The following is a 25,881-nucleotide window of genomic DNA, read 5'->3' on the forward strand; positions in this document are numbered from 1 at the left end:
AGTCCAAATGGGCTTGGTGTTTTTCATTTCACATATTTCACTATAAATACAAGACAAGCCACAATAACAACAGTAATTGCTAATACATAGGGAGGAAGAAACTTCAAAGACCATAATGCCATCATAATCGTCGCAACCGTTAAGTATGCTTGCTTTGCATCTTCTGTCATTTTTTTACGAAGTAAGAAGACGGACAAATAGCCAATTGGCGGCGTAATGAAACAAAGAACATATATGATTTTTGATTTTAAATACCATTTTTGTTCTCCAAGTTTCTTTATATCCCCTTCTATTCTCTTATGCTCTTGTTCTTTCGCTTCTTCTACAAGCGGGTCTTCCTCTTCTCCTCGCTTTTCTTTCATATAAGGAAGAAAGTGCATAAAAAAATAGTATGCGAATACGAACGCTCCAAACCCAATATTTAATCTTTCTAATGGAATATGCTCACTAAAAAAAGCAGCAGTAAGCACTAAAGACAAACAGTACGTCATCATCCAAAATGAACGTTTTCTCTTTTTCCGTTCCATTTCTTTTTTATCTTGTACATGTTTTCTTTTCGAAAGCCATATTGAAATACAGCAATCTACTAGAAATAGAGAAAAAATAAATATCGCAACGTGTACTGTTTCTACATTTCCAAATGAAAATACGTTTGGGAATGCAACATACAATACAATTAGCGTGTACAAAATTAGCCCTATAAAATAAAGTGAAACTTTAATCAGTGGGGGGTTTTGTCCATCCCCCACTGATTATTAGTTGAACCAATCGGGCTTTTACGGGCAGTTGATCCCCACCTAACTTCTTTGCTCTCGCTAAATTTTGAGGTGGGGGTCTTACTGCCCGTTAATGCGGGATAAATACGTCTCATTTTTCATCCCTTTCTTATTTCCTAACATTACGTTAACATACATTTTTTAGAAATAGACGGACAAAATATATATGTGTAAAAAAGGAGGATGCTATATGGATGATTCTGAACGCATTATTTTAGACGTAAACGGAAAAGAAATTGAAATGCTAGATACAATTCGCACTCATTTTAAAGAAAAACATGGCGTTGAACTAAGTAATGGTGCATTGCTTCGTGATTTGATGGATATTGAGTATATTCGAATTACAGAAGATCGACATAAGTATGATTAAAAGAAAAACGACTGCAGGCGAATGCCATCAGTCGTTTTCTTTCTTTATTTAAGCTCTTGATGCTTCCCGCCCATACCACCTTGCTCATTGCTATCTTGGTGTACAGTTAGTTTATTTGTTTTCGCATCTTTTAAAACTCTATATGTATATGATTCATTTGGTTCATCTTTAAACTGCACATTCATTCCATACGAATCCATTTTGCTATAAAAGGCCGGTTTTATGTATGCAATATCACTTTCTTTATATCCTTTATCTTGCAAATGCCACATCGTTGCGATAATCGCTTCTTCTCGCTTTTCTTTTTCACCAACATACATATATTTGTCCAAAAGAAACACTTTAGCATTTGCAATTAAACTAATTACCAGTACAATGATAAACACTATTTTTTTCATACACTTCCCCTAAATTGTTATTTTTTACCACATTGTAACTTAAATGCTAGTAAAAAATAAAGTACGCCAGACTTTACTAGACTGGCGTACTTCCCAACTCAATTCTTAATAACTTCTTTCGTTAACCCCTTCGCCTTTTCCAAAGCGTTTTTGATTTGTTCAAACCCTGTCCCACCAGCACTATTACGACGCTTTACAGCCTCATATGGTGAAAGAACTTCATACAAATCTTCTTCAAATAAAGAGCTCATTTCTTTATATGTTTCAAGCGGGACATCTAATAAATAAATTCCTTTTTGTGTGCAGTGTAGCACTAACTTCCCTACAATTTCATGAGCTTGACGGAATGGTAGTCCTTTGTTTGCTAAGTAGTCGGCAATTTCTGTTGCGTTGGAGAAATCTTGCGTCACAGCTTGCCCCATTTTTTCTTTGTTTACAGTCATCGTTTCAAGCATGCCCGCCATAATATGAAGGCAACCTTCTACTGTTTTAACTGTATCAAACATTCCTTCTTTATCTTCTTGTAAGTCTTTATTGTAAGCGAGTGGTAATCCTTTCATTACTGTAAGTAAACTGAATAAATTACCGTATACTCTGCCTGTTTTACCACGGATTAGTTCCGCCATATCCGGATTTTTCTTTTGCGGCATAATGCTGCTTCCCGTCGCATATTGATCGCTCATTTCAATAAATTGAAACTCTTGGCTACTCCATAAAATAAGTTCTTCACAAAAACGTGATAAGTGCATCATGAGCATAGATGAATTACTTAAAAACTCCAGTATGAAATCACGATCACTTACCGCATCTAAACTATTTTCATATATCCCATTAAATCCAAGAAGTCCCGCACTATATTCTCGGTCGATCGGGAATGTCGTCCCAGCTAGCGCTCCTGCTCCTAATGGGGAGATATTAATACGCTTTAATGAATCTTCATAACGATTCACATCACGCTCTAACATCCAAAAGTAAGCAAGAATATGATGAGCAAATGAAATCGGCTGGGCACGCTGCAAGTGCGTATAGCCCGGCATAATAGTTTCAATATTATTTTCTGCTTGGTGAACAAGAACAATTTGCAATTGTTTTGTAGCCTTTATAATATGTTCTACCTTTTCTTTTAAATACAAATGCATATCTGTCGCCACTTGATCGTTACGACTTCGGCCTGTATGAAGTTTCCCTCCTACTTCACCGATTTTTTCAATTAACATCTTTTCAATATTTAAATGAATATCTTCAGCTTCAATCGAAAAATGTAATTTTTTTTGTTTCGCCTCTTCTAATAAATATTGAAGACCTATCTTTATTTTCTCTGCCTCTTCTTTCGTAACGATGCCTTGCTTTGCTAGCATCGTTACGTGTGCAATACTCCCTTTTATATCTTGATTTACTAATTGTTGATCGAAGGAGATGGATGCTCCAAACTCTTCAACCCACGCTTCCGCTTCTTCCGTAAAACGTCCGCCCCAAAGTTTGCTCACGCTTCCACCTTCTTTTGATTCACTTGGCTGTATACTTTCGTCGGTAAACCAAATAATGAAATAAATCCAACTGCTGCATCATGATTAAATTCATCTTGAGCAGTATATGTTGCTAATTTTTCATCGTATAAAGAGTATTCAGATTTACGTCCTTCTACAATCGCATGACCTTTAAATAATTTTACACGCACTGTACCTGTTACATTCTTTTGCGTTTCTTGTAAAAATGCATGAAGCGCTTGTTTTAAAGGAGAGAACCATAAACCGTTATAAATAAGTTCTGTTATTTTCTGTTCAATCACTGGTTTAAAATGCGCTACTTCTTTTACGTGTGTTAAATCTTCCAACTCTTTATGTGCAGTGATTAACGTCATTGCTGCTGGGCATTCGTATACTTCACGAGATTTAATACCGACAAGACGATTTTCTACGTGATCGATACGTCCAACGCCATGTTTTCCAGCAAGTGCATTTAACGTTTTAATTAATTCTGCAAGTGAATATGCAGTACCATTCAAAGTCGTCGGTACACCTGCTTCAAATCCGATTTCTACAAACTCTGGTTTATTCGGTGTATCTTCTAATGCTAATGTCATCTCATATGCCTCTTCTGGTGGTGCTGCCCATGGATCTTCTAAAATTCCACATTCGTTGCTGCGTCCCCATAAGTTTTGATCGATTGAAAACGGGCTATCTAAATGAATCGGAATTGGTACATCGTTTTCTTTTGCATATGCAATTTCTTCTTCACGTGACCACTTCCATTCACGTACAGGCGCAATCACTTCTAAGTAAGGATTTAATGCTTGGATAGAAACTTCAAAACGAACTTGGTCATTTCCCTTTCCTGTACATCCATGTGCAACTGCAGTTGCACCTTCTTGTTCTGCGATTTCTACTAATTTCTTCGCAATAAGCGGACGAGATAATGCAGAGACAAGAGGGTATTTCCCTTCGTATAATGTGTGTGCTTGCATCGCCATCAATGCATATTCATTCGCAAATTCTTCTTGGACATCCACCATATATGATTTAATTGCACCAACTGAAAGTGCCTTTTCTTTCACAAACCCTAAGTCTTTTCCTTCCCCTAAATCTAAACAAAGTGCGATAACATCATAATTCTTCTCTTGTAACCATTTAATTGCAACGGAAGTATCAAGACCTCCGGAATATGCTAATACAACTTTTTTCTTCTCCATTTTGCATCCCCCTAAAGAATAAATATTCATTTTCTTTTATAATAATTCAAACTTTAACACCTTTTACAAAATGTATCAAGAGTCATTTTCAAATTTTTTCAAACAATTTCGTCGAACTTTTTTCTGTTTTTCTGTACAATATAAGCAGGAAAACGGGGGTGAACTTATGGAAAAGTATTTCTTATACGATAATCATCTAGGAATTGAAATTCCGCATTTACAAGAAGATTGGGAAGATATCCCCGAAAAAATGCAGCATGCTATTTTACTAAAATGGGAACAAATTCGCGGGAAAATTCCTGATCGTATAAAAGAACTTGAGCACTATATTAATACAAAACAACATCATTTAAATAACGAAGAAGACTTCGAAGTTTCTTGTAAACTAAATTCAGAAATTGCCGATCTTGCTTCCATCATTAATGACCTTTGGCTTTGGTATCGACTCACTCAAAATGTATCTGAGGGGAAAGCACACCAATGAAAAAAGCATGCCCCTCAATTACTTTGGGTCATGCTTTTTTGTCGTAACATGATTTACAATATATCTCTTGTGCTGTTTTCGCCAAACACACATCAAATGGACCAACTAATATACTTCTTTCTTTCGGCAACTTTACAAAAGCAACAAGTTCTTCTTCATATTGAATTTTTTTCTGACATGAAACGCATATTAATTCTTTTCTTTTGAACATGTCTTTTAGCATATCTTCACTCTCCCCTTCATCTATCTATATTAATATACTCTCATAATAGTTAAGAGTTGTAAAAAAATGACACATTTCGAATCGAATGATTCATATACTATGTACAAAAGGAGGTCTAAAGCTTATGCGTGCTTTCGTTATTATCGCTTTAACTTTTTTAAGTGTAATTAGTTGGGATGCGTTTTTTAAAGATAAAAGTGATGAAAAGAACACAACGGAATAAAACCCTTTTTTTCTTGCTTATTGGACAAACCGTTACAAACTGTCCAATCCTCTGAAATAACTTAGGCTTTGCTACAAAAATATTTAAACATAACATTTTTTGTAGATTCCCTCCGTTTATTGTCGGTTTCCATCCGCATACATTTTTTAAAAGTATGATATAATAGTATAAATCTTGAAGGAAGGGATTTTGATATCATGATCGCTCGAAGGAGCATGTGGCATCGTATTGACGAATCATACACGTAGCGTATTTTTCAGCTCAGATACTTTAGTCTAGCGAAAAAAATACGAGAGTGGGGAAATTATGATTGCCCGAAGGATAATTTGGCAAAAAAAAGACTCTTCTTACACATAGCGTTTTGTTTAGGACTTAATTGTTACTAACTAAACAAAACAAAGAAGAGCAGGATTGCTAAATGACGAATCCTACTCCACGTTTTGTTTAGTCGTTTTAAGACTTAAACTAAAACGAAGGTAGGGAGAATTGATGGACGAGAGGATTATTCGTTATTTCTTCAGCGACATATAGCGTAGTTAGTTTTTTCGTAAACTAACTGAAAGCTACATGTGAGCTCGTAGTTAGTTTACAACACAAAAAGGACTACTAACTACGGAAAGAAGGAATAACGATGAGGAACATCCAAAGTCGGCAAATTATTAAAGAAATTTTTATGGTTTTAATCGGTTCATTTATTTTAGCAGCAGCGCTATATCACATTCACTTCCAAAACCACTTAACAGAAGGTGGCTTTGTAGGAATTGCACTATTCATTCAAAACTTTTATGATATTTCACCATCTATTTCAACTGTATTAATGGATATCCCAATTATTTTACTGTGTGCTTCATTTTTGGGTAGAAAAATGGTTGGCTATTCATTCTTAGGTTCTATTTCATTCGGATTATTTTATTCCTTAATGGAAAATTATTCTCCATTTACGGTAGATTTATCAAATAATTTATTTATAGCTGCAATAGTTGGCGGTGCGTTAGCTGGTATTGGACTCGGTTTTATATTGCGATTTGGCGGTGCAACCGGTGGAGACGATATTTTAACAATTGTATTAAGTAAACGAACTCGTTTTACAATTGGGCAAATTTTCTTCGTCTTTGACGCGATTGTTCTTGCGCTTTCATTATATTATTTAAATTGGACAGAAATTGCTTTTACTATTCTTTCGATTGCCGTACAGGCAAAAACATTGGATTTAATTTATTATCCAAAAACAGAAAAAACAGCAGAAAAGCAGCCAGTATCTGTTCCAATGTCCAAAAAACATGCAACAAATTAAAAAAGCGAAAGGCTTCGGCCTCTCGCTTTTTTTATGCTCTTTTTTCTTTCTCGACTATATGGCGCACTTGATAAAATCTATTTGCAAATTCAGTAACGTTTCTTGTTAAACGATAGTTCACTGTAGATCCAATTGCCATTCCAATTACCGGAATACCTTGGAATAATTTACGACGAAGAGCATAAATCGAAAATGTCTTCAAAATTTGTTTTAACACAACTTCAGTAGAAGCTGTTTGCAACACTGCTTCGTCTCCTTCATAAAAGAACGAATCTTCTTGCTCCAGCTCTTGCAATAAATTGTACCATGCGTATTGCTGAAGTCTTCCTGGTAGTAATGACGCATGAAACACCTTTAACGCAAGCATCATTTCATAAGGCTTGTTCACATCATGCCCAAATGATGTTGCAATAAGTTGGACTGCCTTCACATTTAACGCGATCATAACCGGAAAATCTGCCGTTAATAATAATAAACCTCCAGCACCTGTCGCCCCGCCTTGCACAAACGAATATAGACGATGACGTGCTGTTTGCTGCTCTGCTATGTATGTTAACTGATCAATAGATAATGCTTTCAAATCTTCAAGCTGTTCAATCGATTCATCAAATAATCTCGATGTTCCTAAAATCCGATTACGTGCATCTAACTGTGCTTGTGAACTTTGAATAAATGCATGCAAATGAAAGAGCCATCCATCTGCTTTCGTGAAGAATTCTTTTCGCTTTTTCTCAGGTAATTTCGCAACTGTAGTATGTAACCATTTATCAAACACTTTTTGAAAATCGGTCGCTTCTTGCTCAACTAATTGCGCTTCCCATTCTTTTATATTGTCTAAAATGGCTTGTTCTCGCTTCGATCGCATCGTAACAACCACCTCGTTCGATTTTTTTCTATTGTAACATATTTCTGCTTATTCTTTACAAATATGCTTGTATATCTCTTTTTATATACCCTTTATGAGTGACATAAAATAATAGCAAAAAGGATGAGATGCTTCACATGAATCTATCCAATCTAAAACAAAATTATAACGCAGAATTCAGCTTAGGAAAAAACTGCTGGCCTACTTGGGCATTATATCAATTAGAATTATCACCATTTTTTGGCGTTATTGATTTTATGCTAAGTCCTTCATTAGCGAAAGTAAATTTATTATTCCAAAATCGATTTGACCGCTTTTTAAATTAAGAAAATTTATCCTTCATCTCATTTTGGGATGATGATGCAAAATTAAGATGAAGGGGCAACCTTTATGAAATTGACTCCTGTCATGACTTTAAAACAGATGTAAACACACCAACTACTTGGCCTTCTTATACAGAAATTAAGTTAAACTACGAACATCGAACTAATCGTTTTCTAACTACAATTGAAACGGCAGAATCCATATTATTTATTCGAACTGGAGGAACATACGAAGAAGCATGTTCCCTAGAACAAATTTCATCTCAAATAATTACACATACATTCTCTGTCCTGTTACTAATTCCTGCCGATATACCAACTATCACTCAAGAAGATTGGGGATTACAACATACTTGCGTTATGAAATGCCCGATTATGGATGTATACCAATACAATGAAGCATTTTGGAAAGACTTATTTGATGGAATTACAGTTAGACCGCACACTTAAATACAGAATACTTTTATCACACCATACATTATAATCTTCCTTATACAAAACAAATAAGGAGTGATTCTATTATGTATCCACGTGCAAAAGCTTTCGGTCTTGCTGTACATCAAGATCGCCTTCTCGTACAAGAATATTATACAGAAGGCGAAACATATTATCGTCCTCTTGGCGGTTCCATTGAACTTGGTGAAAAATCAGCACATACTGTTATTCGGGAGTTTAAAGAAGAGCTTCATACGGAGATAGAAATCACCAATTATTTAGGTTGCTTAGAAAATGTCTTTCATCTAGATGGGGGCATTGGTCATGAAATCATTCAACTATATTCTTTGCGTTTATTAGACACCTCACTATATGAAATGGAAATATTAAATATACAAGATGAGCAAGCAGTAACGTATGCGAAATGGATTCCTATTAAGGCATTCATTCAGAAAGAAAAAATATTATATCCGGATGGAATTTTAAAATACATCCAAAAGAAAAAAGACGAAATCCTATAGGATCTCGTCTTTCTTTTTATATATTAACCAATATCTCCAAGACGTAGTACGTCACGAGCAATCATAACTTCTTCGTCAGTTGGAATTACGATAATTTTTACTGGAGAGTGTGGGAAGCTGATGAATGCTTCTTCACCGAATACGTTATTACGTTTTACATCGAAGTATACGCCCATGTACTCAAGGCCTTCTAATACGCGCTCACGAATAATCGCACTGTTTTCACCTACACCAGCTGTAAAGATGATTGCGTCTACACCTTTCATACGAGCTGTGTAAGAACCGATGTATTTGTGGATACGGCTTACGAATACATCAAGTGCTACTTTCGCACGGTGGTCGCCTTCTTCTTCTTTCGCAATGATGTCACGTAGGTCACTAGAGTAACCAGTAAGACCTAACATACCACTCTTCTTGTTTAATACGTTAACTACTTCTTCTACTGTTTGGCCTGTTTTTTCCATGATGTATGGAATTAACGCAGGGTCAAGGTTACCAGAACGTGTACCCATTGTTACACCAGCAAGTGGAGTGAAGCCCATAGAAGTATCGATAGATTTACCGCCTTCTACTGCTGCGATACTTGCACCGTTACCTAAGTGACAAGAAAGTAAGCTTAAGCTTTCAATTGGACGACCTAATAATTCAGCCGCACGCTCAGTTACATATTTATGAGAAGTTCCGTGGAAACCGTATTTACGGATGCCGAATTTTTCATAGTACTCATATGGTAAGCTGTATAGGAATGCAGATTCCGGCATTGTTTGGTGGAATGCTGTATCGAATACTGCTACTGCTGGTACGTTTGGTAATACTTCTCGGAATGCTTTAATACCAACAACGTTTGCTGGGTTATGAAGTGGTGCTAAATCGCTTAATTCTTCGATATCAGCTAATACTTCATCAGTAATTAAAACAGAGTCAGCAAATTTTTCGCCGCCGTGAACAACACGGTGACCGATACCGCCAATCTCATCTAGAGATTTAACGATTCCGTTTTCAGTTAATTTTTTAAGAAGCATATTAACTGCTACTGCTTGATCTGGGATGTTTGTAATTTCTTTTTGTTTTTCGCCATCTACAGTAATAGTGAAGATACTATCTTCTAAACCGATACGTTCTACTAAACCTTTTGTTAATACTGTTTCACTTGGCATTTCAAATAATTGGAATTTTAAGGAAGAGCTTCCTGCGTTAATCGCGATGATTTTTGACATCTAGTCTTTCGCCCCTTTTTCTCTTGGTAGTTGTGTGGATGTTTCCACAAACCGCTCGATTTTATCTAATCAAATTTACTAAATATGAAAACGTTTCATCATTAGCAAATTTTATACTCACGATTTTAATTTAAACATCGTCCGACATATATTTCAAGTGAAAAAATTGTAACACCAAGAAAAAATATATATTACAGATTTCAAAAAAATTCAGTTAAATCTAGTATATATTTAAAAATATGACATATTATATAAAACTGTACTACATGAATCACTAACTCTGTTACATATACCCAGCTTTATTTATGTGTTGCAAACCAAGTATTTAATTGATCCATAATGTTCTCCATCGCCTTCATGTTAGAGAATTTAGGCAACTCCACTAATAACGCCTGTTTTGGCATTGTTACATTAGAGCCTTTCTTTTGGAGAACAAATATACTTTTTGCATTTTTCTCGTTTTTAAACATGGAAACAGGAAGCTGTAATAACCCTTGAATAAAGCATGTTTCTTTAATAAATGCATGTAATTTTGGTGCCTGGTCACTTTCAAAAATGAAGTTTGGTACTAAGAAGAATAAGTACCCGCCCTCTTTCGTATGTTTCACACTTTGTTCAATAAATAAGTGATGAGCATACGACATTCCTTCATCTGCTTTTAATTTATATTCACTGGCACCGATTTCGTTTGGATAGTAACCAATCGGTAAGTCTGAAACGACTGCATCAACTGGATCGATATAAAGTGGTGCTAGTCCATCTTGATGGAAGAATTCGATTGCATGCTTCTGTAAATTTGCATTTACTAAAGCAAGTTTAATTAGCACTTCATCCACTTCTACACCAAATCCACTCATTGTTAGTCCTTCTTTGGCGCTATTAAACACTGTAGTCATTAAATTTCCTGTTCCAATTGCAGGATCTAAAACTGTAATTTCGTTTTGACCTTGCATAAATTTATGGAATAAGTAACTCATGAACATCCCAACTGCATCAGGCGTCATTTCATGATTCGCTTGTACGCCTTCTTTCATTCCTTTTAAGATGGCTAACTGAAATGCTTTACGAATTTCTTCACCTTTATATGTTTCTTCATTAAACGTACTATATTCACGATTCAGCCTTTCAATTGCCGATTCGGATAATTCCTCTTGTAAAATCGCTCCCTCAAACAAGTTATCACCTGTTTCTACAAGCGCCTCTAAATATGTCACATCTAATTCTTTACGTAAAACTACCGCAGAAGAATCAAAAATAGAAAATAATGTTTCCACTGTCTGACTCACGTACATTCCTCCTTCTCTCTTTTACACATAACTTATATCATACCACAAAGTGATTTTTTCCAAAAAGAAAAAGCGACCTCCTGTAAAGAGCTCCCTCTCAAGTTATATATGATATAACGTTTTTTCTCATATATCGGCAACATTACGCAGCGATATATGAGAAAAAACGACCTCTTTATAAGAGGTCATTTCCTTCACATTACTTTGCAGATTTAGCTGCTTCTAATGCTGCTTCATAGTTTGGATGGCTTGTACCTTCGCCTACGTATTCTACGTAAACTACTTTGTCATTGCTATCTACTACGAATACTGCACGAGCAAGTAAACGAAGTTCTTTCATTACTAAGCCGTAAGCTTCACCGAATGAAAGGTCACGGTGGTCAGAAAGTGTTACAACATTTTCTAAACCGTTTGCTGCACACCAGCGTTTTTGAGCGAATGGTAAATCAGCGCTAATTGTTAATACTCTCGCGTTTTCAATACCTGCTGCATCTTGGTTAAAACGACGTGTTTGTGCATCACACACACCTGTGTCGATTGAAGGTACAACACTAATTAATTTTACTTCGCCTTTGTATGTTTCTAAACTTACTGGAGATAAGTCGTTTGCTAATACTTGGAAGTTTGGCGCTTGATCGCCAACTTTAACTTCTGTTCCAACTAAAGTCATTGGATTACCTTTAAAAGTTACGTTTGCCACTTGAAAATCCTCCCTTATTTAAACAAAATATGTACAATGTAAATGATAGTTTGTCCCTATCGATAATGCAAATAAAATCGCTTTATTTACAAAAAAATAAAAGAAGCTAACCTATTGATTAGCTTCTTTATTCGTTAAATTTGAAATTCAGGATCATCTTCTTTTCGTTTATCCATCATTTCTTTCACTTTATCAACAGCTTGTGGCGCTAATTCAATTATTTTATCGATGACGTGTGTTTGTTTATCTAAGTGCAATACTTTCACACCATCTCCGTTTATAACAAGAAAGGCAACAGGATTAATAGAAACTCCTCCACCACTTCCCCCGCCAAATGGATGACGGCCTGAATGTTCTACTCTACCAAATTCACTTCCACCAGCAGCAAATCCGAAACTTACTTTCGAAACAGTAAGAATTACACTTCCATCTGCCGCTTTAATTGGGTCACCAACAATTGTATTTACATCAGTCATTTGTTTTAAATGCTGCATTGCTGTTGTCATTAAACCTTGAATTGGATGGTCCATTCTATATCCCCCCTATGCTTGAACAGATTTTTCTGTCATACCAGATTTTTGCTGCCTCATAAATATGAGCAATTTCATCGCTGTTTTTATAGTGCGGAATATACGAAAAGATGCTGTTAACTCGCATCTTGATGCAAATCCCTTCCCTTGAAAAACAGGAGTAATTTCAAATTCTGGTACATCGACAATATGCATATATTGTCCGACAACTCCAGCAGCCATACCTTTTGTCCCCCATGCATATCCAGTGACAATTCCAGTACTAGCTGCGTCGCCTGCTCCAATTTGCGTATGCCATTTCCAACCATTGATTTTCACTCGTTTGAGAAAATCTTTAACGATAGTATGAACTTTTTGAAGCCTTTTTATCAGTTCCCCAATACTGTCAAGTTGCGCCATAATTTTATTATCTAGTCCGCCGTCCTCTTCGGCTTTTTCGATTTTCTGTCCTGTCTTTTTCTGCTGTTTTTCAATTCTTTCCAACACATCAAATGTATATCGAATCATCCATATTTTCACTTGAAATAAACATTGCTTTTCCATTTCTGAATATAAAAATGTCACCTTAAGCGATATTTTCGACAATAGTATAAGCAAAATAAAAAGGAGAAGAATTATTATTCCAATTACGAGCCACTTCATACGTATCATCCTTTCACTCCATACCCATTATCGACAAGTTTATTCATCGTTAAACAGAGTTTTATAAGATTGAATATAAAAATTTTTCTAAAAATAAAAAGGTATTTTGACAATTTATATCGAAATATATTATTTGAACATATCATCAGGGAACGGACTCTAATGATATGCAGCACGAAAAACAGAAAATTTAACTGCAGTGGAGGGATACATAATGGCAGATCGTCGCAATTTATTTTTCTTTTATGGTGATGACAAAGCAACGCTCGTTGAAAAAATGAAACCAATCTATCGTATTTTAGAAGAGAATGGATTTACCATATTAGATCATCCAAAAAATGCAAACGCTATCGTCAGTGTTGGAGATGATGCAACCTTCTTACAAGCCGTTCGTAAAACTGGTTTTAGAGAAGATTGCTTATACGCAGGGATTTCTACGAAAGATGAAACTTCGTTCTACTGCGATTTTCACATTGATCACATTGATACAGCCCTTCAAGAAATTACAAAAAATGAAATTGAAGTGCGCAAATATCCAACAATTCAGGTAGATGTAGATCATGGTACATCTTTCTATTGTTTAAATGAGTTCTCATTACGTTCTAGCATTATTAAAACATTCGTTGTAGATGTTCACGTTGATGATTTATACTTCGAAACATTTAGAGGGGACGGTTTAGTAGTTTCTACCCCAACAGGAAGTACAGCTTACAATAAATCATTGCATGGTGCAGTTGTTGACCCACTTATTCCATGTTTCCAAGTAAGCGAACTAGCATCTTTAAACAACAACACTTACCGTACGCTCGGTTCACCGTTCATTTTAAATCACGAACGTACATTAACTTTAAAACTAAGACCAGACGGTAACGATTATCCTGTTATCGGCATGGATAACGAAGCGCTTAGCATTAAACAAGTGGAAAAAGCTGTTGTACGCTTAAGCGATAAACAAATTAAAACAGTTAAATTAAAAAACAACTCTTTCTGGGAAAAAGTACAAAGAACGTTTTTATAGAATTAAAATAACCGCAGAATTATGGAATTCCATAATTCTGCGGTTGTTTATTTACCCCGATTGACGCGAACCATAATCTCTTACTATCCGGCCATTATTCTTGTCAGTTTTTGTCGGTAAGTCGATATATTTTACGCATCTTTTCTATAGACTACCCTGCCATCTATTACGGTCATTTCTGCTTGTACTTCTTTCATTTCTTCTGCCTCAATTTCAAAAATATTACGGTCTAATATCGTAAAGTCTGCTTCATATCCTTTTATAATTTGCCCCCGCTTCGCTTCTTTTCCGATTGCATAGGCACTTCCTGTTGTAAATAGAGAAACAGCCTCATATACCGTTAATCTTTCCTCAGGCATATAGCATACATCGTCAATAAAACTTCTACGTGTAACAGCGCTATATATGCCTAAAAATGGATTCACTTGTTCAATTGGTGCGTCAGACCCACCGTTGCAGCGTAATCCTGCTTCCAGTAACGTCTTCCAAGCGTATGCATAACGAAGACGACGCTCGCCTAGTTTTTCAATGACTGACGGGAAATCTGAGGAAAGAAAGACCGGCTGTATATCGATAATAGCCGACAAGTTTTTCATTCTTTCAATCAACTCTTCACGAGCAAGCTGACAATGAATAATACGGTCACGTAACCCTTTTGCTGGTGGATATAATTCGAGTGCATTAATGACATATTCAAGCGATAAGTCACCGATAGTATGAATCGCAACTGGCATATGTAAGTCTCGTGCTTTCTTCACTAATTCTGCAAGTTCTTCACGTGAGAAAATTGCAACCCCATTCGTTTCCTTCGCATCTTCATACGGTTCACTTAATAATGCTGTTCTTCCGCCAAAAGAACCGTCAGAAAAAATTTTCATTGCCCCAAATTCAATATAATGTTCATTTTCATATTCTTTTCGTTCTTGTGCTACTTCATGATGAACGAGCAAATGTGCTTTAAATGGCATTTCTTTTATAACGTGAGAAAACGCATTATGCGTTTTTCTAAAGCCACCATAGTAATTTAAATCTTCCGTATGCCCGCCAACAAGTCCATATTGCCAACAATCTTTAATCGCTGTTTGCAGAGCTCTTTGTAAATAAGCTTCATCAATTTCTGGCTGAACGTGTTTAATTAATTCTTGCCCTTGTTCATATAAAAGTCCTGTTAACTTATTTGATGAATCCCTGCCAATTTTCCCGCCTTTTGGATTTTGCGTCGCTTCTGTTATGTTCGCTTCTTGCAATATGTATGAATTCACCCATGTAACGTGACGACAAACTCGCTTTAATAAAATGGGATGTTCTTTCGAAATTTCATCTAAATCACGCGCATGAACATCTTTCGTATCTGTAAAGTTATTTTCATTCCATCCTTCTCCAATAACCCAAGATCCCTTTGGTGCTTCTTCCACTCGCTTCTGAACAAGAGTAAGCACTTCACCATAAGATGTACAATTTGATAAATCTAGACGGAGTAATCTCTCCCCATGCCCAATAAGATGCATATGGCTATCAACGAGACCCGGAATCATTGTTTTTCCTTTTAGGTCCTGCAACTTAACGTTTGAATATCTACTTTCTAATTCTTCCTTACTCCCAGCATCAACGATTATGCCATTTTCAACATAAATAGCTTCTACTTTTTCATTCTTTTCTCGCATTGTGTAAATGGTGCCGCCATACCAAATTTCTCTCATATATCCCATCTCCTTTATTTTATTGTATAAAAAAAAGCACCATTTCAAAACATGGTGCTTTTCTAAAAATTACTTTTGTTCAGTAGTAGACGTTGTAACTTGCCATTCAATATTAAATTTATCTTTTACTTGTCCGTATGCTGGGCTCCAGAACGTTTCTTGAAGTGGCATGATAACCTCTCCACCTTCTTGTAACTTATCGAATACTTCTTTTGCTTTTTCTGCATTACTAATTTGAATTGCGATTGTTACTTGAGATCCGATTGCATGCCCTTGACCTGGGAATGTATCAGAAATCATAAGATCCGTATTACCAACTTTTAAAGTAGCGTGTAAAACGCGCTCTTTCGCTTCAGCTGGAATCGGGTATTCTGGATTTTCAGGCATGTCACCAAAAGTTTGCATGACTTCTACTTTTGCATCTAAAACCTCTTTATAAAACTGTACAGCTTCTTGCCCACTACCATCTAAAACTAAGTACGGATTAATACCTAAAATCATACGGACACCTCTTTTTTAAGTTTATAAAATCGAACTTGTGTTCGTTTTTATATTATCATTGTTTTGCATTTCATTCAACTATTTACTTCACTGTTTTCAAAATTATTTTGACGGAATCTCCATCTCTTGTCTTCTAAGTTCAATACGGCGAATTTTTCCAGAAATCGTTTTTGGTAGTTCATCTACAAATTCAATTTTGCGAGGGTATTTATATGGTGCAGTGAGTTCTTTGACGTGTTGTTGGAGTGTTGGAATTAATGTTTCTTCGTTCTTTTCTATATTCTCTCTTAATACGATAAATGCCTTCACGACACTTCCGCGAATTTCATCAGGACTTGCGACAACCGCACATTCTCTTACGTAAGGATGTTTTACAAGCGCATCCTCTACTTCAAACGGCCCGATTGTATAACCAGAGCTAATAATGATATCATCACCACGCCCTTCAAACCAGAAGTAGCCATCTTCATCTTTCTTCGCTTTATCACCTGTAATATAATAATCACCGCGGAATTGCATCGCTGTACGCTCATCGTCTTTATAATATTGTTTAAAGAGTGCCGGCGTTTCAATGTGAACTGCAATATCACCAACTTCGCCTACTTTAACTGGAATACCTTCCTCATTTACGATATCGACGTGGTTACCTGGCGTTGGTTTCCCCATTGATCCTGGTCTAATATCCATCCCTTTCATTACACCAACAAGTAGTGTATTTTCCGTTTGCCCATAGCCGTCTCTTACTGTAATATCAAAGTGCTTTTGGAACGTTCCAATAACTTCTCTATTTAACGGCTCACCTGCGGATACAGCGCTATGTAACGCCTCTAAATTGTACTGGCTTAAATCTTCTACCTTTGCCATTAATCTATACTCAGTCGGTGTACAACAAAGCACATTCACCTTATTATCGTCTAATAAATTTAAATACGTTTTCGGTTCAAACTTGCCGTTGTACACAAATCCTGTTGCCCCTGAACCGAGAGTTGCTAAAAACGGGCTCCAAATCCACTTTTGCCACCCTGGACTAGCCGTTGCCCATACAACATCATTCTCTTCAATTCCGAGCCAATTCGGGGCGCTTGTACGTAAATGAGCGTATGCCCACGCGTGAGTATGAACGACACCTTTCGGGTTTCCTGTCGTCCCTGACGTGTAAGATAAAAAGACCATATCTTCTTTATCTGTTTTCGCCATTTCTAACATGTCACTTTCTGTTTCTAATGCTGTTTTTAAATTGATCCATCCGTCTACTGACTGCTCGCTCAGGACGAATTTTTGAAGAGATTCCATTGCTTCTATATCATCAAACTGTCCAATGTACGGCTCATAGCTTACTATCGCTTTTACTTCGCCATGTCCAATTCGATATTCGATATCTTTTTTACGCAACATTTCCGAACTTGGAATTACGACAAATCCTGCTTTAATCGCAGCGATATACGTCATGTACGCTTCAATTAAACGCGGCATCATAATAAGGAGCTTGTCCCCTTTTTGTAAGCCACTTTTTATAAAAGCGTTTCCAATTTTATTTGCACCTTGCATTAATTCAAAATATGTAACTTCTCGTCTATTCCCTTTATCATCTTGCCAAATTAAAGCAAGCTTCTCTTTATCGTCTGTATATTTCTCTATTTCTGAAACTAAATTATAAGATGGTGGTGCCAACAATTCCTCTCTCTTCATAAACATCCTCCTTTTTCTTTATGCCTCCCTTATATAATAAAGAATTTTCAGTAAATTTTGAACCCTCTTCTTTTGACAATTTTTTTATGCTTTTGTCGAAATGAATTTATACTAATATGAACAACAAAAAGAAAGAGCGAGAGAACCCGCTCTTTCTAAGCCATCATATGGGATTATTTTTGGTAACCGCCTAATTGTTGCTCAGCTAGTGAAACTAGACGTTTAGTGATTTCACCACCAACAGAACCGTTAGCGCGAGCTGTTGCATCAGCTCCAAGTTGAACACCAAACTCTTGAGCGATTTCGTATTTCATTTGGTCTAATGCTGATTCAGCACCAGGAACCGCTAATTTATTTGTGCTACGTGACATGTTGTATCACCTCCTTGTGAGTATAGAGTGTGATAAACAACATGACTTCATACACGTTTTAGATATGGTAATTTATGGTTTTAGAAAAGTTCTTCAAATTTTTCTTCTTCCGCCACTACTTCAACCGTTTGTAATACCATTGTTTCTTTGTTCGCTACAGCTTCTTCGATTAACGGTGTGAAATCGTATTTCGCTTCAAATCGATTTGCTTTTTCACGCTTCGGCTTCGTCGCCGGGCTAGCTGGTGTGAATACTGTACAGCAATCTTCGTATGGACGAATTGAAATATCATACGTGCCGATTTCTTCAGCAATTTTAATAATTTCTAATTTATCCATCGTAATAAGCGGACGAATAACTGGGTAGTTTGTTACTTCGTTAATCGTATGCATGCTATCTAATGTTTGGCTTGCTACTTGTCCAAGACTTTCACCAGTCGTAATTGCAAGTGCGTTACGCTCCTCAGCAATCTGCTCTGTAATACGCATCATCATACGGCGCATAACCGTCATTGAATAGCTAGATGGGATTTCTTTATTAATCGTTTTTTGCACTTCTGTAAACGGAACAAGGTGCAGCGTTACACGTTTACAGTATTTCGTTAACCCTTGTGCTAAATCGATTACTTTTTGTTTTGCACGCTCACTTGTGAAAGGTGGGCTATGGAAGTGAACTGCTTCCACAGATACGCCGCGTTTCATCGTTAAGTACGCTGCTACCGGGCTATCAATACCACCAGAAAGAAGTACCATTACTTTTCCACCAACGCCAACTGGTAAACCGCCAGCTCCCATGTGCTCACCACACATAATATAACTATAACCACTGCGAATTTCTATACGTACATTCACATCTGGATTATGAACATCTACTGTTATATCCTCTGTATTTTCTAAAATGTGCCCACCGATTTCTGGAAGTAACTCCATCGTCTTCATTGGGAAGCGCTTATCAGAACGATGCACTGTAATTTTAAATGTTTTCACATCATCTTTTACTTGTAAGAAAGCTGCTAATGCACCTTTTTTAATGTCTTCTAATTCTGATGGTACTTTCATCGCTAAGTTAAACTTATGAATACCAAATACGTCTTTCAATCTTTCAGAGATTGCCTCATGATCTTCACCGTTTAACTGGATGTACATACGGTCATGCGTTGCATCAATTTTAATGTTTGGGAACTTTTTCAGTTTGAACTTCACGTTATCTTTTAATGTGCTTACAAATTTAGAACGGTTCTTACCTTTTGTCGTCATTTCTCCGTAACGCACTAAAATATATTCATATGTCATCATATTTCTTTACCTCATCACTTCATATAATTTTGGCATTGTCTCTTTTACAATACCTTCAAATTGTTTTACTTCTTCCATCGTGTTATCTGGTGCCAAACTAATACGAATAGCGCTTGCAGCTGCTGCATGCGGCACTCCCATCGACACTAACACTCTGCTTACTTCATTTGCTTTTGAAGAACAAGCTGATTTCGTTGACACATATACACCGTGTTCTTCTAAAGCATGAACGACTACTTCTGGTTTTAAACCAACAAATGATACATTTAAAATGTGCGGTGCTGCATATGCAAGCGATGTATTAATCGTCACATCTTCCATCTCTTTAAAGAAGCTGACAAGCTCCGCTTGTAAACCTTGCAAATGAGCTACCTTTTCTTTCACTTGTTCCATTGTCATGCGAAGTGCTTTCACCATCGCTACAATGCCAGGTAAATTCTCTGTACCAGAGCGATACTTAAGCTCTTGTTGACCACCTGATAAAATCGGATCTAATCTTACGCCATCACGTATATAAAGAAGACCCGTTCCTTTTACACTGTGGAATTTATGTCCAGATATTGAGCAAAGATCAATATGAGAAGCATATAAATCAAGCGGTACTTTTCCTATCCCTTGTACATGATCTACATGGAATCTTATTTTCGGATGATTCGATAATAAAGTTCCAATTTCAGCAACGGGCTGAATTGCTCCAGTTTCGTTGTTCACATGAATAATTGATACAAGAATCGTGTCTTCACGAATTGCTCGTTTTACATCCTCTACCGATACAACACCGTGCTCGTTAACCGGTAAATATGTTACATCAAATCCGAGTTCTTCTAATTGCTTATATGCCTCAAACACAGACGCGTGTTCAATATTTGTTGTAATGATATGTTTGCCGCGCGAACGATTCCTCATTGCTATACCTTTAATCGCAAGGTTGTTTCCTTCCGTTCCACCTGATGTGAAAATAATTTCAGAAGGTTTAACGTGAAGAAGCTGCGCTGCAATCGTTCTTGATTGTGTTAATAGACGCTCTGCCTCTCCTCCAAGCGAATGAATAGAAGAAGGATTACCAAAATATTTCCCAGCAACCGTCACGTACGATTGAAGGGCTTCTGGATATGGCTTCGTCGTCGCACTATTATCAAAATAGATCATGGTTCTTCCCCTTTCAGCGCTATCACATCATATAATCATATCATAAATACGTGTCATTACGCTAAGACTACGCAAAGGTTCCGTTTTATCCCGATTAGTGAATAATAATAATTAGTGAGATCCCCCCACTGATTACAGTTTCACTTTACCCCGCATTAACGGGCAGTAAGGCTCTCACCTCAAAGTTCAACTAGAGCAAAGAAGTTAGGTAGGAGATCAACTGCCCGTAAATGCCCGATTGGTTCAACTAGTAATCAGTGGAGGATGAATCCCCCCCACTGATTACAGTTTCACTTTATTTTGAAACGAATAACCTTACTGTATTCCGCTATTCATTATAGCAACATCGCCTGCAAAATTACACAAAAAAACAAACCCTTTATGAAAGGGTTTGTTCATTGTCTACATATTCAGCTATTTTTTGAACAACACCAGGTTCAAGTTGCTCTAGTACAGAAGCCGCTTGTTCTAAAGCTGCATCGTATTGATATTCACGGAATAATTTCTCCGCATAATTTAAGCTTTCTGCAAGGCTCTCATCATGACTGCGGTAACGGTTACCGTATTGAATTAATTTTTCAACTAAATACGCTTGTCCAATTAACTCTTCTGTCATTTCAGCTACACCGTTCACAGTTGTGTATGCTTCTTCTAAACTGCTATTTACAGCGTTCATATTTAACGGCTTCACTTCTAATTGTTCATATACAGCTTGCATTGCCATTTGCCCTCTTTTTAAATCTTCCATAATACTCTCTGGAAGACCTGGCAAATTCGACTTTTGCATAAAGCGTTTCGTTTCGAAAATAGTATTTCGCATTTCTTGTAACTTCTCACGCGCTTCAAATTCTTCTTTACGCATCGTTTGCAGCATTTCTTTATATTCTGCATGAAGTATTTTTAACGTTTCACATTGCTCATAAACCTCTTCTAATTCCTCACGAATAATAGAGAAGGCAATATCTTGTTCAGCAACGCGTAATTGTAGCATTTCAAAACGTTTCGTTAAAATGTGCATTTGCTTTTCAATTACTTTTTGAGACTCAATATCCTTATCTTGCAATTGATAGCTTTGTTTAACAAGTTGTGTTTCTGTTTTCGTTTCAATCGTTTCGATACGCATTTCTTCTAAGTCTTCATAAACAGAAAGTGTTTTTTGCTCCACATAATGTCTCGCATGTACCTCTTGCTCAAGTTGATCATAGAAACCATCTAAACGAGTTTTTAAGTCTTCCACTTTTTCAGCCGCTTCTGTTATATGAAGCTCCTGTATATCCATTAAACATGTGTTTAGTTGTGTCGTCATATCACGAACTTCTTTAGGGATTTCCAAATACTCTAATACATAACCTTGTCTTACCATATCATTATGACCCTGTAATAAATCTTCCAGTTGAACTGGTAGCGTCGCTTGACATTCTACTAATAAATCTGGAATTTGGTGAATAATGATTTCTAAACTTGCTAAACCTTCTTCTAAACTAATAACAATTTCTCTCGCTTTTAAGTAGTCACCATTATCTGTTGCTTCTTCAAAGCTTTTAAATTTATTAGATTCAGCGTCTAGCATCTCTTCGATTTTCTGCTCTGCTGCTCCATACATATGTCTATGAGCAAGAACACTCTTTTTCATACTACGATATGTATCACGTAATCCTTCAATTTCCGAGCTATTTTTCTCATGGCTTTCTAACAATTGCTGTAATTCATTTAAAACACCTGTAATACGATTATCAGCGTCATCTAAACCACTTATGGATTCGTTCATCGCATGCTTTGCTTTTCGGAAGGAGAATTGCGAGGCGAATTTTCGCGCTTGCGCTAAATCTTTGTCCGCTTTCGGAAGGGTTGTTGATACAATTTCATCCCATTCTTCACGCCATTTACCAAACAGTTCTTCTGTTTGACCCGTCATGTTTAAATCTTTTACCCGTTTTAGTTCATCTGCCACAGGTTTATCTTTTATCTCTTGTTTCCACTGCTCCAGTGCTTCAATATCTTTATATGAACGATTTCTTATCACAAGCTCTATCATGAGCAGCACTAGAATAGAGCTTACTACAATGATAACGATCGTCAGGATAGAATCCATGCAAAAAAGCCTCCTAGTTATATCTCTTTTTTTGTCCGTTCCGTTTATGAAATGGAAGGCATTATGTATAAAAAGGGAATTCCCCTATATTTAACAACTAACAATGTACTAATCATACCATGTAATGGCTTGTTTTTGACCTAGTTTTTTTTAAAATTTCATGTTTCTTTCAATGCGATTGTAATCTTTCTCAATATTCCGCCTACCTCAATACCTATCCTCAAATGATTGTAATAACAAACAATCTTTCGTATGAGATACGAAATAAATTTTCCGCATGAGTGGTGGTTCAACAGAAATTACATGTACATTTCCCTGCCTTACAGACTGCTCTACTGCCCTTTCTGGAAGTAACGTGATACCAAGTCCGGCTTTTACCATTGTAAGCATCGGTTGTGCGTAAGATGTTTCCACAGCTATAGTTGGCTTTACACCTATCTCATGAAACATGTTCATAATCATTTTCCTTACATCGCATATTTCTGGATATACAATTAATTTTTCATTTTGCAGCTCTTCTATTTGAATGGCTTTCTTCTCTTTATACGGATGATTATTTGAAACGGCACAAACAATTTTCTCTTGTTGCACTTCTTTTATATACGTAGCACCTTCTACTACGGAATCGATGAACATCGCGTCAATCTCCCGCGCTTTAAATAAATCTCTTAATACTTCCGTATGTCCAATTTGCCACTCTACTTCGAACTCATCACCTAATACATCTTTACATTCTAATATGTAATGCTCTGCTAAACTCGGTAGTATACCAATTGAAAACTTTCGGTTCTCTTGATACCCCCTCATTTCTGTTTTCACTTCATTTATTTGTTCCAAAATCGGTAGCATTCTTTTTATAAATAACTCTCCTGCCTCCGTTAACTCCACTCCTTGCGCAGAACGCTTAAGTAAAGTAACCTCTAAATCCGCTTCTAACTTTTGAATTTGCTTACTAAGCGCTGGTTGAGATATATGTAAAATTTTACTTGCCTTTGATAAACTTCGCGTATGCTTCACTTCGATAAACGATCGTACTGTCTCCAAATCCATCGTACACACCTCTAACAAAAAGTTATAACCGTTATAAGAAATCGATATTTCCTCCTATAAACAATTACTCTTTATACTTATTTCATCAACTTACTATAACGAAATGCAAAGGGGAAAGATACTCTTGAACAAAAAACAAATGCTACTCGGATCCTTTCTATGCTTACTCGCCGTCACTGCCTGGGGATTTATGTTTCCTGTAATGGCAAATGCTCTGCAATTTATCGATCCGTTCTTCTTCACAACGATTCGCTATGGATCAGCAGCTATTATTTTTCTTATTTTGCTATTAATTACTGAAGGGAAGACTTCACTCCGCTTAGAAAAAAGAACACTTTCTCTGTTCTTTTACGGGACAGTCGGTTTCGCAGGATATGGTTTTCTCGTTTTCTACGGACAACAACTTGCTGGACCTTCCGGAGCAATTCATGCAGCTATGATTCAGTCTCTTATGCCACTGATCGCCTTATCACTGCAATGGGTAACGAAAAATCGTCGCCCACAAAACTACACATTTCTTTGTATGTTCGTTGCATTACTTGGTGTTATGCTTGTCATTTCAAAAGGAAATATTCACTTATTATTTGGAGCTGCAAGCCACTTATCGACAAACATATTAATGCTATGCGGCGTTACTTGCTGGGTCATTTATACAAACGGAGGTGCTCGTTTTCAATCCTGGTCACCACTTAGGTACACGACATTAACTTGTTTATTTGGCTCCATTTCACTCATCGTTATTGTTACTTTCTTAACGTACACAAATATAGTTACTATGCCGTCACTGCGTAAAGTTGTGAGCGTTCGTTTTGAGCTCTTTTATATGTCGATTATCGCAGGAGTTATCGCTGTATTTTGCTGGAATATGGGAAATCGCTATATTTCATCTATTAACGGCATATTATTTATGAATTTAGTTCCTATTCTTGCACTGATCGGTTCTATCTTTCGAGGTTATACAGTCGATAAAATTGAAATCGCTGGAGCAACGTTAACAATTATCGCGCTATTATGTAACAATTTATGGCAAAGAAAAATAAACATAAAACTCCCCACCTCAGTTCGTTAGGTGGGGATTCTTCACATATGAACAGCTCTTGGCCATTCACGGTACATATTCGCTTTACATAATGCTTGTTCCATCCATTGCTCAATCTCTTTCGTGTACATTTCTATGAAAAATGTCTCAGACGGGAAAGAATGCAGTACTTCTGATATATATTGTGGATATAAAAACGGCATATTTATCATGCCTTTTAATTGCGTCATAAACATTGTAAATGATACTTTCTGAAATTCTTGTTTTATTTGTCCTTGCCTAATAATTTGCTCTATATAATATCTTTCTTTAGAAAAATAAACGGTCATCACTTCACGAATTAATGTCGTATCAAGCGAAAGCTCTCGGTAGAAGAAACGTGTTAGTTCTCTATTTTCAAATTGATATCGTAACATCCCACGCACCATTTGCACCATCACATCTTTAGCCGACAAATACTCTCTCTGTTCAAACGAAATTTCAATCACATGAATATACCCTTCTAAAAAATCAGTAATAAGCTGTTCTAATAAACCTTGCTTCCCAGCAAAATAATATGAAATATTCGCTACATTCACATCCGCTCGCTTTGCAATGTCTCGCACCGACGTTCCATCATAACCTTTCGTATTAAACAACGATATTGCCGCATCAATTACTTTTTGTTTCGTCTGCTTCATGCGCTCACTTCCTCTCAATGAACAGCTATAGTTTAAATTTCTTGACTTTTAAGACAAATTCCTTTAATTTTCTATCGACAAAGTCATGTGAAATACATCGTATTTTGCTAATATTTTACACATCTCGATAAAAAAGGAGCTGTTTCCATGTTTACTAAAGAAAGTTATGCAGGATCTCGCGTGCAGCAATATGAGACAGTAATTAAACAACTGGATGCGTTATTAACTGGCGAATCAAACGTAGTCGCAAACTTATCAAATGCGTCCGCATTATTAAACCAATTTTTAGATCGCGTTAATTGGGTTGGCTTTTATGTAACA

Annotated in this window: 27 protein-coding genes and 1 pseudogene; 8 read left to right on the forward strand and 20 right to left on the reverse strand. The window is 36.5% G+C overall.

The annotated features are described in order from the left end of the window. Positions 1–23: 23 nt before the first annotated feature. Entirely contained in the window at positions 24–722 is a 699-nt protein-coding gene (locus MR167_RS03180) for a hypothetical protein (RefSeq protein ID WP_106081839.1), read from the reverse strand. Positions 723–966: 244 nt separating this feature from the next. Here MR167_RS03180 and MR167_RS03185 point away from each other — a divergent pair, with 244 nt between their 5' ends. Continuing rightward, complete coding sequence (locus MR167_RS03185; RefSeq protein WP_000342760.1) at positions 967–1,146, forward strand: hypothetical protein; 180 nt, start codon at positions 967–969, stop codon at positions 1,144–1,146. Positions 1,147–1,190: 44 nt separating this feature from the next. Here MR167_RS03185 and MR167_RS03190 read toward each other — a convergent pair whose 3' ends face one another. The 3 genes from MR167_RS03190 to MR167_RS03200 all read right to left on the reverse strand — a co-directional run bounded on the left by MR167_RS03190 (position 1,191) and on the right by MR167_RS03200 (position 4,233). Beyond that, the gene (locus tag MR167_RS03190; RefSeq protein WP_000724673.1) at positions 1,191–1,544 is read right to left on the reverse strand and encodes a DUF3139 domain-containing protein; all 354 of its coding nucleotides are present in this window, start codon (positions 1,542–1,544) and stop codon (positions 1,191–1,193) included. Positions 1,545–1,642: 98 nt separating this feature from the next. Beyond that, positions 1,643–3,031 carry an argininosuccinate lyase gene (gene argH / locus MR167_RS03195; protein ID WP_106081825.1) on the reverse strand — a complete coding sequence of 463 codons (1,389 nt, stop codon included), beginning with the start codon at positions 3,029–3,031 and terminating at the stop codon, positions 1,643–1,645. Further along, entirely contained in the window at positions 3,028–4,233 is a 1,206-nt protein-coding gene (locus tag MR167_RS03200) for an argininosuccinate synthase (protein ID WP_000412339.1), read from the reverse strand. Before MR167_RS03200 ends, argH begins: the two co-directional genes overlap by 4 nt. Before the next feature lie 166 nt (positions 4,234–4,399). Here MR167_RS03200 and MR167_RS03205 point away from each other — a divergent pair, with 166 nt between their 5' ends. Next, positions 4,400–4,717 (forward strand): hypothetical protein, encoded by a 318-nt coding sequence (locus tag MR167_RS03205; RefSeq protein WP_000417222.1) that lies wholly within the window; start codon positions 4,400–4,402, stop codon positions 4,715–4,717. A 28-nt stretch (positions 4,718–4,745) separates the two neighbouring features. On the opposite strand, the gene MR167_RS03210 is transcribed toward MR167_RS03205, so the two are convergent. Beyond that, the gene (locus tag MR167_RS03210; protein ID WP_000910278.1) at positions 4,746–4,940 is read right to left on the reverse strand and encodes a hypothetical protein; all 195 of its coding nucleotides are present in this window, start codon (positions 4,938–4,940) and stop codon (positions 4,746–4,748) included. Between the two features lie 854 nt (positions 4,941–5,794). Between MR167_RS03210 and MR167_RS03215 the strand changes: the two genes are divergently transcribed. Next, the gene (locus MR167_RS03215) at positions 5,795–6,457 is read left to right on the forward strand and encodes a YitT family protein (protein ID WP_001244514.1); all 663 of its coding nucleotides are present in this window, start codon (positions 5,795–5,797) and stop codon (positions 6,455–6,457) included. A gap of 31 nt (positions 6,458–6,488) precedes the next feature. On the opposite strand, the gene MR167_RS03220 is transcribed toward MR167_RS03215, so the two are convergent. Continuing rightward, positions 6,489–7,322, reverse strand: a complete 834-nt coding sequence (locus tag MR167_RS03220) for an EcsC family protein (RefSeq protein ID WP_001256853.1) — start codon at positions 7,320–7,322, stop codon at positions 6,489–6,491. 137 nt (positions 7,323–7,459) lie between these two features. Here MR167_RS03220 and MR167_RS03225 point away from each other — a divergent pair. Both MR167_RS03225 and MR167_RS03230 read left to right on the forward strand, forming a co-directional pair. Continuing rightward, a pseudogene (locus tag MR167_RS03225) lies at positions 7,460–8,095 on the forward strand (DUF1796 family putative cysteine peptidase). A 71-nt stretch (positions 8,096–8,166) separates the two neighbouring features. Beyond that, complete coding sequence (locus MR167_RS03230; RefSeq protein ID WP_000283505.1) at positions 8,167–8,601, forward strand: NUDIX hydrolase; 435 nt, start codon at positions 8,167–8,169, stop codon at positions 8,599–8,601. Positions 8,602–8,624: 23 nt separating this feature from the next. On the opposite strand, the gene ackA is transcribed toward MR167_RS03230, so the two are convergent. The 5 genes from ackA to MR167_RS03255 form a co-directional block, all read right to left on the reverse strand. Further along, on the reverse strand, positions 8,625–9,818 hold the full coding sequence (ackA, locus tag MR167_RS03235) for an acetate kinase (RefSeq protein ID WP_242313874.1): 1,194 nt from the start codon (positions 9,816–9,818) through the stop codon (positions 8,625–8,627). A 299-nt stretch (positions 9,819–10,117) separates the two neighbouring features. Next, positions 10,118–11,104: a class I SAM-dependent methyltransferase gene (locus tag MR167_RS03240; protein WP_000084365.1), complete on the reverse strand. Its 987-nt coding sequence runs from the start codon at positions 11,102–11,104 to the stop codon at positions 10,118–10,120. Between the two features lie 199 nt (positions 11,105–11,303). Beyond that, positions 11,304–11,804, reverse strand: coding sequence for a thiol peroxidase (gene tpx / locus MR167_RS03245; RefSeq protein WP_000024531.1), 501 nt, complete (start codon positions 11,802–11,804; stop codon positions 11,304–11,306). 134 nt (positions 11,805–11,938) lie between these two features. After that, a complete protein-coding gene (gene ytfJ / locus MR167_RS03250; protein WP_000350007.1) occupies positions 11,939–12,334 on the reverse strand; it encodes a GerW family sporulation protein in 396 nt (131 codons plus the stop codon). Between the two features lie 12 nt (positions 12,335–12,346). Further along, positions 12,347–12,985: a DUF2953 domain-containing protein gene (locus MR167_RS03255; RefSeq protein ID WP_000620652.1), complete on the reverse strand. Its 639-nt coding sequence runs from the start codon at positions 12,983–12,985 to the stop codon at positions 12,347–12,349. A gap of 205 nt (positions 12,986–13,190) precedes the next feature. On the opposite strand from MR167_RS03255, the gene MR167_RS03260 reads away from it, so the two are divergent. After that, positions 13,191–13,994, forward strand: a complete 804-nt coding sequence (locus MR167_RS03260; protein ID WP_000785183.1) for an NAD kinase — start codon at positions 13,191–13,193, stop codon at positions 13,992–13,994. 131 nt (positions 13,995–14,125) lie between these two features. Here MR167_RS03260 and MR167_RS03265 read toward each other — a convergent pair whose 3' ends face one another. The 8 genes from MR167_RS03265 to MR167_RS03300 all read right to left on the reverse strand — a co-directional run bounded on the left by MR167_RS03265 (position 14,126) and on the right by MR167_RS03300 (position 23,841). After that, positions 14,126–15,694: an amidohydrolase gene (locus tag MR167_RS03265; protein WP_001207089.1), complete on the reverse strand. Its 1,569-nt coding sequence runs from the start codon at positions 15,692–15,694 to the stop codon at positions 14,126–14,128. A 69-nt stretch (positions 15,695–15,763) separates the two neighbouring features. Then, entirely contained in the window at positions 15,764–16,195 is a 432-nt protein-coding gene (locus MR167_RS03270; protein ID WP_000600368.1) for a VOC family protein, read from the reverse strand. 102 nt (positions 16,196–16,297) lie between these two features. After that, the gene (mbcS, locus tag MR167_RS03275; RefSeq protein WP_106081826.1) at positions 16,298–17,884 is read right to left on the reverse strand and encodes an acyl-CoA synthetase MbcS; all 1,587 of its coding nucleotides are present in this window, start codon (positions 17,882–17,884) and stop codon (positions 16,298–16,300) included. Between the two features lie 173 nt (positions 17,885–18,057). Beyond that, the gene (locus tag MR167_RS03280; RefSeq protein WP_000091640.1) at positions 18,058–18,255 is read right to left on the reverse strand and encodes an alpha/beta-type small acid-soluble spore protein; all 198 of its coding nucleotides are present in this window, start codon (positions 18,253–18,255) and stop codon (positions 18,058–18,060) included. Between the two features lie 80 nt (positions 18,256–18,335). Beyond that, positions 18,336–19,550: a tRNA uracil 4-sulfurtransferase ThiI gene (thiI, locus tag MR167_RS03285; RefSeq protein WP_000989272.1), complete on the reverse strand. Its 1,215-nt coding sequence runs from the start codon at positions 19,548–19,550 to the stop codon at positions 18,336–18,338. A gap of 6 nt (positions 19,551–19,556) precedes the next feature. Further along, positions 19,557–20,699: a cysteine desulfurase family protein gene (locus MR167_RS03290; protein WP_000638973.1), complete on the reverse strand. Its 1,143-nt coding sequence runs from the start codon at positions 20,697–20,699 to the stop codon at positions 19,557–19,559. Between the two features lie 379 nt (positions 20,700–21,078). Further along, on the reverse strand, positions 21,079–22,791 hold the full coding sequence (gene ezrA / locus MR167_RS03295) for a septation ring formation regulator EzrA (RefSeq protein ID WP_016077218.1): 1,713 nt from the start codon (positions 22,789–22,791) through the stop codon (positions 21,079–21,081). A 207-nt stretch (positions 22,792–22,998) separates the two neighbouring features. Next, complete coding sequence (locus tag MR167_RS03300; protein WP_142398818.1) at positions 22,999–23,841, reverse strand: LysR family transcriptional regulator; 843 nt, start codon at positions 23,839–23,841, stop codon at positions 22,999–23,001. A 124-nt stretch (positions 23,842–23,965) separates the two neighbouring features. On the opposite strand from MR167_RS03300, the gene MR167_RS03305 reads away from it, so the two are divergent. Further along, entirely contained in the window at positions 23,966–24,910 is a 945-nt protein-coding gene (locus MR167_RS03305) for a DMT family transporter (protein ID WP_001036055.1), read from the forward strand. Positions 24,911–24,921: 11 nt separating this feature from the next. On the opposite strand, the gene refZ is transcribed toward MR167_RS03305, so the two are convergent. Then, complete coding sequence (gene refZ, locus MR167_RS03310) at positions 24,922–25,560, reverse strand: forespore capture DNA-binding protein RefZ (protein ID WP_106103421.1); 639 nt, start codon at positions 25,558–25,560, stop codon at positions 24,922–24,924. A 147-nt stretch (positions 25,561–25,707) separates the two neighbouring features. Here refZ and MR167_RS03315 point away from each other — a divergent pair. After that, positions 25,708–25,881 (forward strand): GAF domain-containing protein (locus tag MR167_RS03315; RefSeq protein WP_481746696.1); only part of this gene is annotated, 174 nt, incomplete at its 3' end.

This window comes from Bacillus cereus group sp. BfR-BA-01355 (genome assembly GCF_022663675.1).
GTDB classification, from domain to species: domain Bacteria; phylum Bacillota; class Bacilli; order Bacillales; family Bacillaceae_G; genus Bacillus_A; species Bacillus_A thuringiensis_S.

Excerpts from the sequence above, each read along its gene's own strand:
- MR167_RS03205 (WP_000417222.1), top strand. The coding sequence starts at position 4,400 with ATGGAAAAGTATTTCTTATACGATAATCATCTAGGAATTGAAATTCCG.
- MR167_RS03190 (WP_000724673.1), bottom strand. The coding sequence starts at position 1,544 with ATGAAAAAAATAGTGTTTATCATTGTACTGGTAATTAGTTTAATTGCA.
- MR167_RS03300 (WP_142398818.1), bottom strand. The coding sequence starts at position 23,841 with ATGGATTTGGAGACAGTACGATCGTTTATCGAAGTGAAGCATACGCGA.
- MR167_RS03260 (WP_000785183.1), top strand. The coding sequence starts at position 13,191 with ATGGCAGATCGTCGCAATTTATTTTTCTTTTATGGTGATGACAAAGCA.
- MR167_RS03280 (WP_000091640.1), bottom strand. The coding sequence starts at position 18,255 with ATGTCACGTAGCACAAATAAATTAGCGGTTCCTGGTGCTGAATCAGCA.
- refZ (WP_106103421.1), bottom strand. The coding sequence starts at position 25,560 with ATGAAGCAGACGAAACAAAAAGTAATTGATGCGGCAATATCGTTGTTT.
- MR167_RS03215 (WP_001244514.1), top strand. The coding sequence starts at position 5,795 with ATGAGGAACATCCAAAGTCGGCAAATTATTAAAGAAATTTTTATGGTT.
- MR167_RS03210 (WP_000910278.1), bottom strand. The coding sequence starts at position 4,940 with ATGCTAAAAGACATGTTCAAAAGAAAAGAATTAATATGCGTTTCATGT.
- ackA (WP_242313874.1), bottom strand. The coding sequence starts at position 9,818 with ATGTCAAAAATCATCGCGATTAACGCAGGAAGCTCTTCCTTAAAATTC.
- MR167_RS03220 (WP_001256853.1), bottom strand. The coding sequence starts at position 7,322 with ATGCGATCGAAGCGAGAACAAGCCATTTTAGACAATATAAAAGAATGG.
- MR167_RS03255 (WP_000620652.1), bottom strand. The coding sequence starts at position 12,985 with ATGATACGTATGAAGTGGCTCGTAATTGGAATAATAATTCTTCTCCTT.
- ezrA (WP_016077218.1), bottom strand. The coding sequence starts at position 22,791 with ATGGATTCTATCCTGACGATCGTTATCATTGTAGTAAGCTCTATTCTA.
- ytfJ (WP_000350007.1), bottom strand. The coding sequence starts at position 12,334 with ATGGACCATCCAATTCAAGGTTTAATGACAACAGCAATGCAGCATTTA.
- MR167_RS03290 (WP_000638973.1), bottom strand. The coding sequence starts at position 20,699 with ATGATCTATTTTGATAATAGTGCGACGACGAAGCCATATCCAGAAGCC.
- MR167_RS03230 (WP_000283505.1), top strand. The coding sequence starts at position 8,167 with ATGTATCCACGTGCAAAAGCTTTCGGTCTTGCTGTACATCAAGATCGC.
- mbcS (WP_106081826.1), bottom strand. The coding sequence starts at position 17,884 with ATGAAGAGAGAGGAATTGTTGGCACCACCATCTTATAATTTAGTTTCA.
- thiI (WP_000989272.1), bottom strand. The coding sequence starts at position 19,550 with ATGATGACATATGAATATATTTTAGTGCGTTACGGAGAAATGACGACA.
- MR167_RS03185 (WP_000342760.1), top strand. The coding sequence starts at position 967 with ATGGATGATTCTGAACGCATTATTTTAGACGTAAACGGAAAAGAAATT.
- MR167_RS03270 (WP_000600368.1), bottom strand. The coding sequence starts at position 16,195 with ATGATTTTAGGTATTAATCCGTACTTAGTTTTAGATGGTAGTGGGCAA.
- MR167_RS03265 (WP_001207089.1), bottom strand. The coding sequence starts at position 15,694 with ATGAGAGAAATTTGGTATGGCGGCACCATTTACACAATGCGAGAAAAG.
- MR167_RS03200 (WP_000412339.1), bottom strand. The coding sequence starts at position 4,233 with ATGGAGAAGAAAAAAGTTGTATTAGCATATTCCGGAGGTCTTGATACT.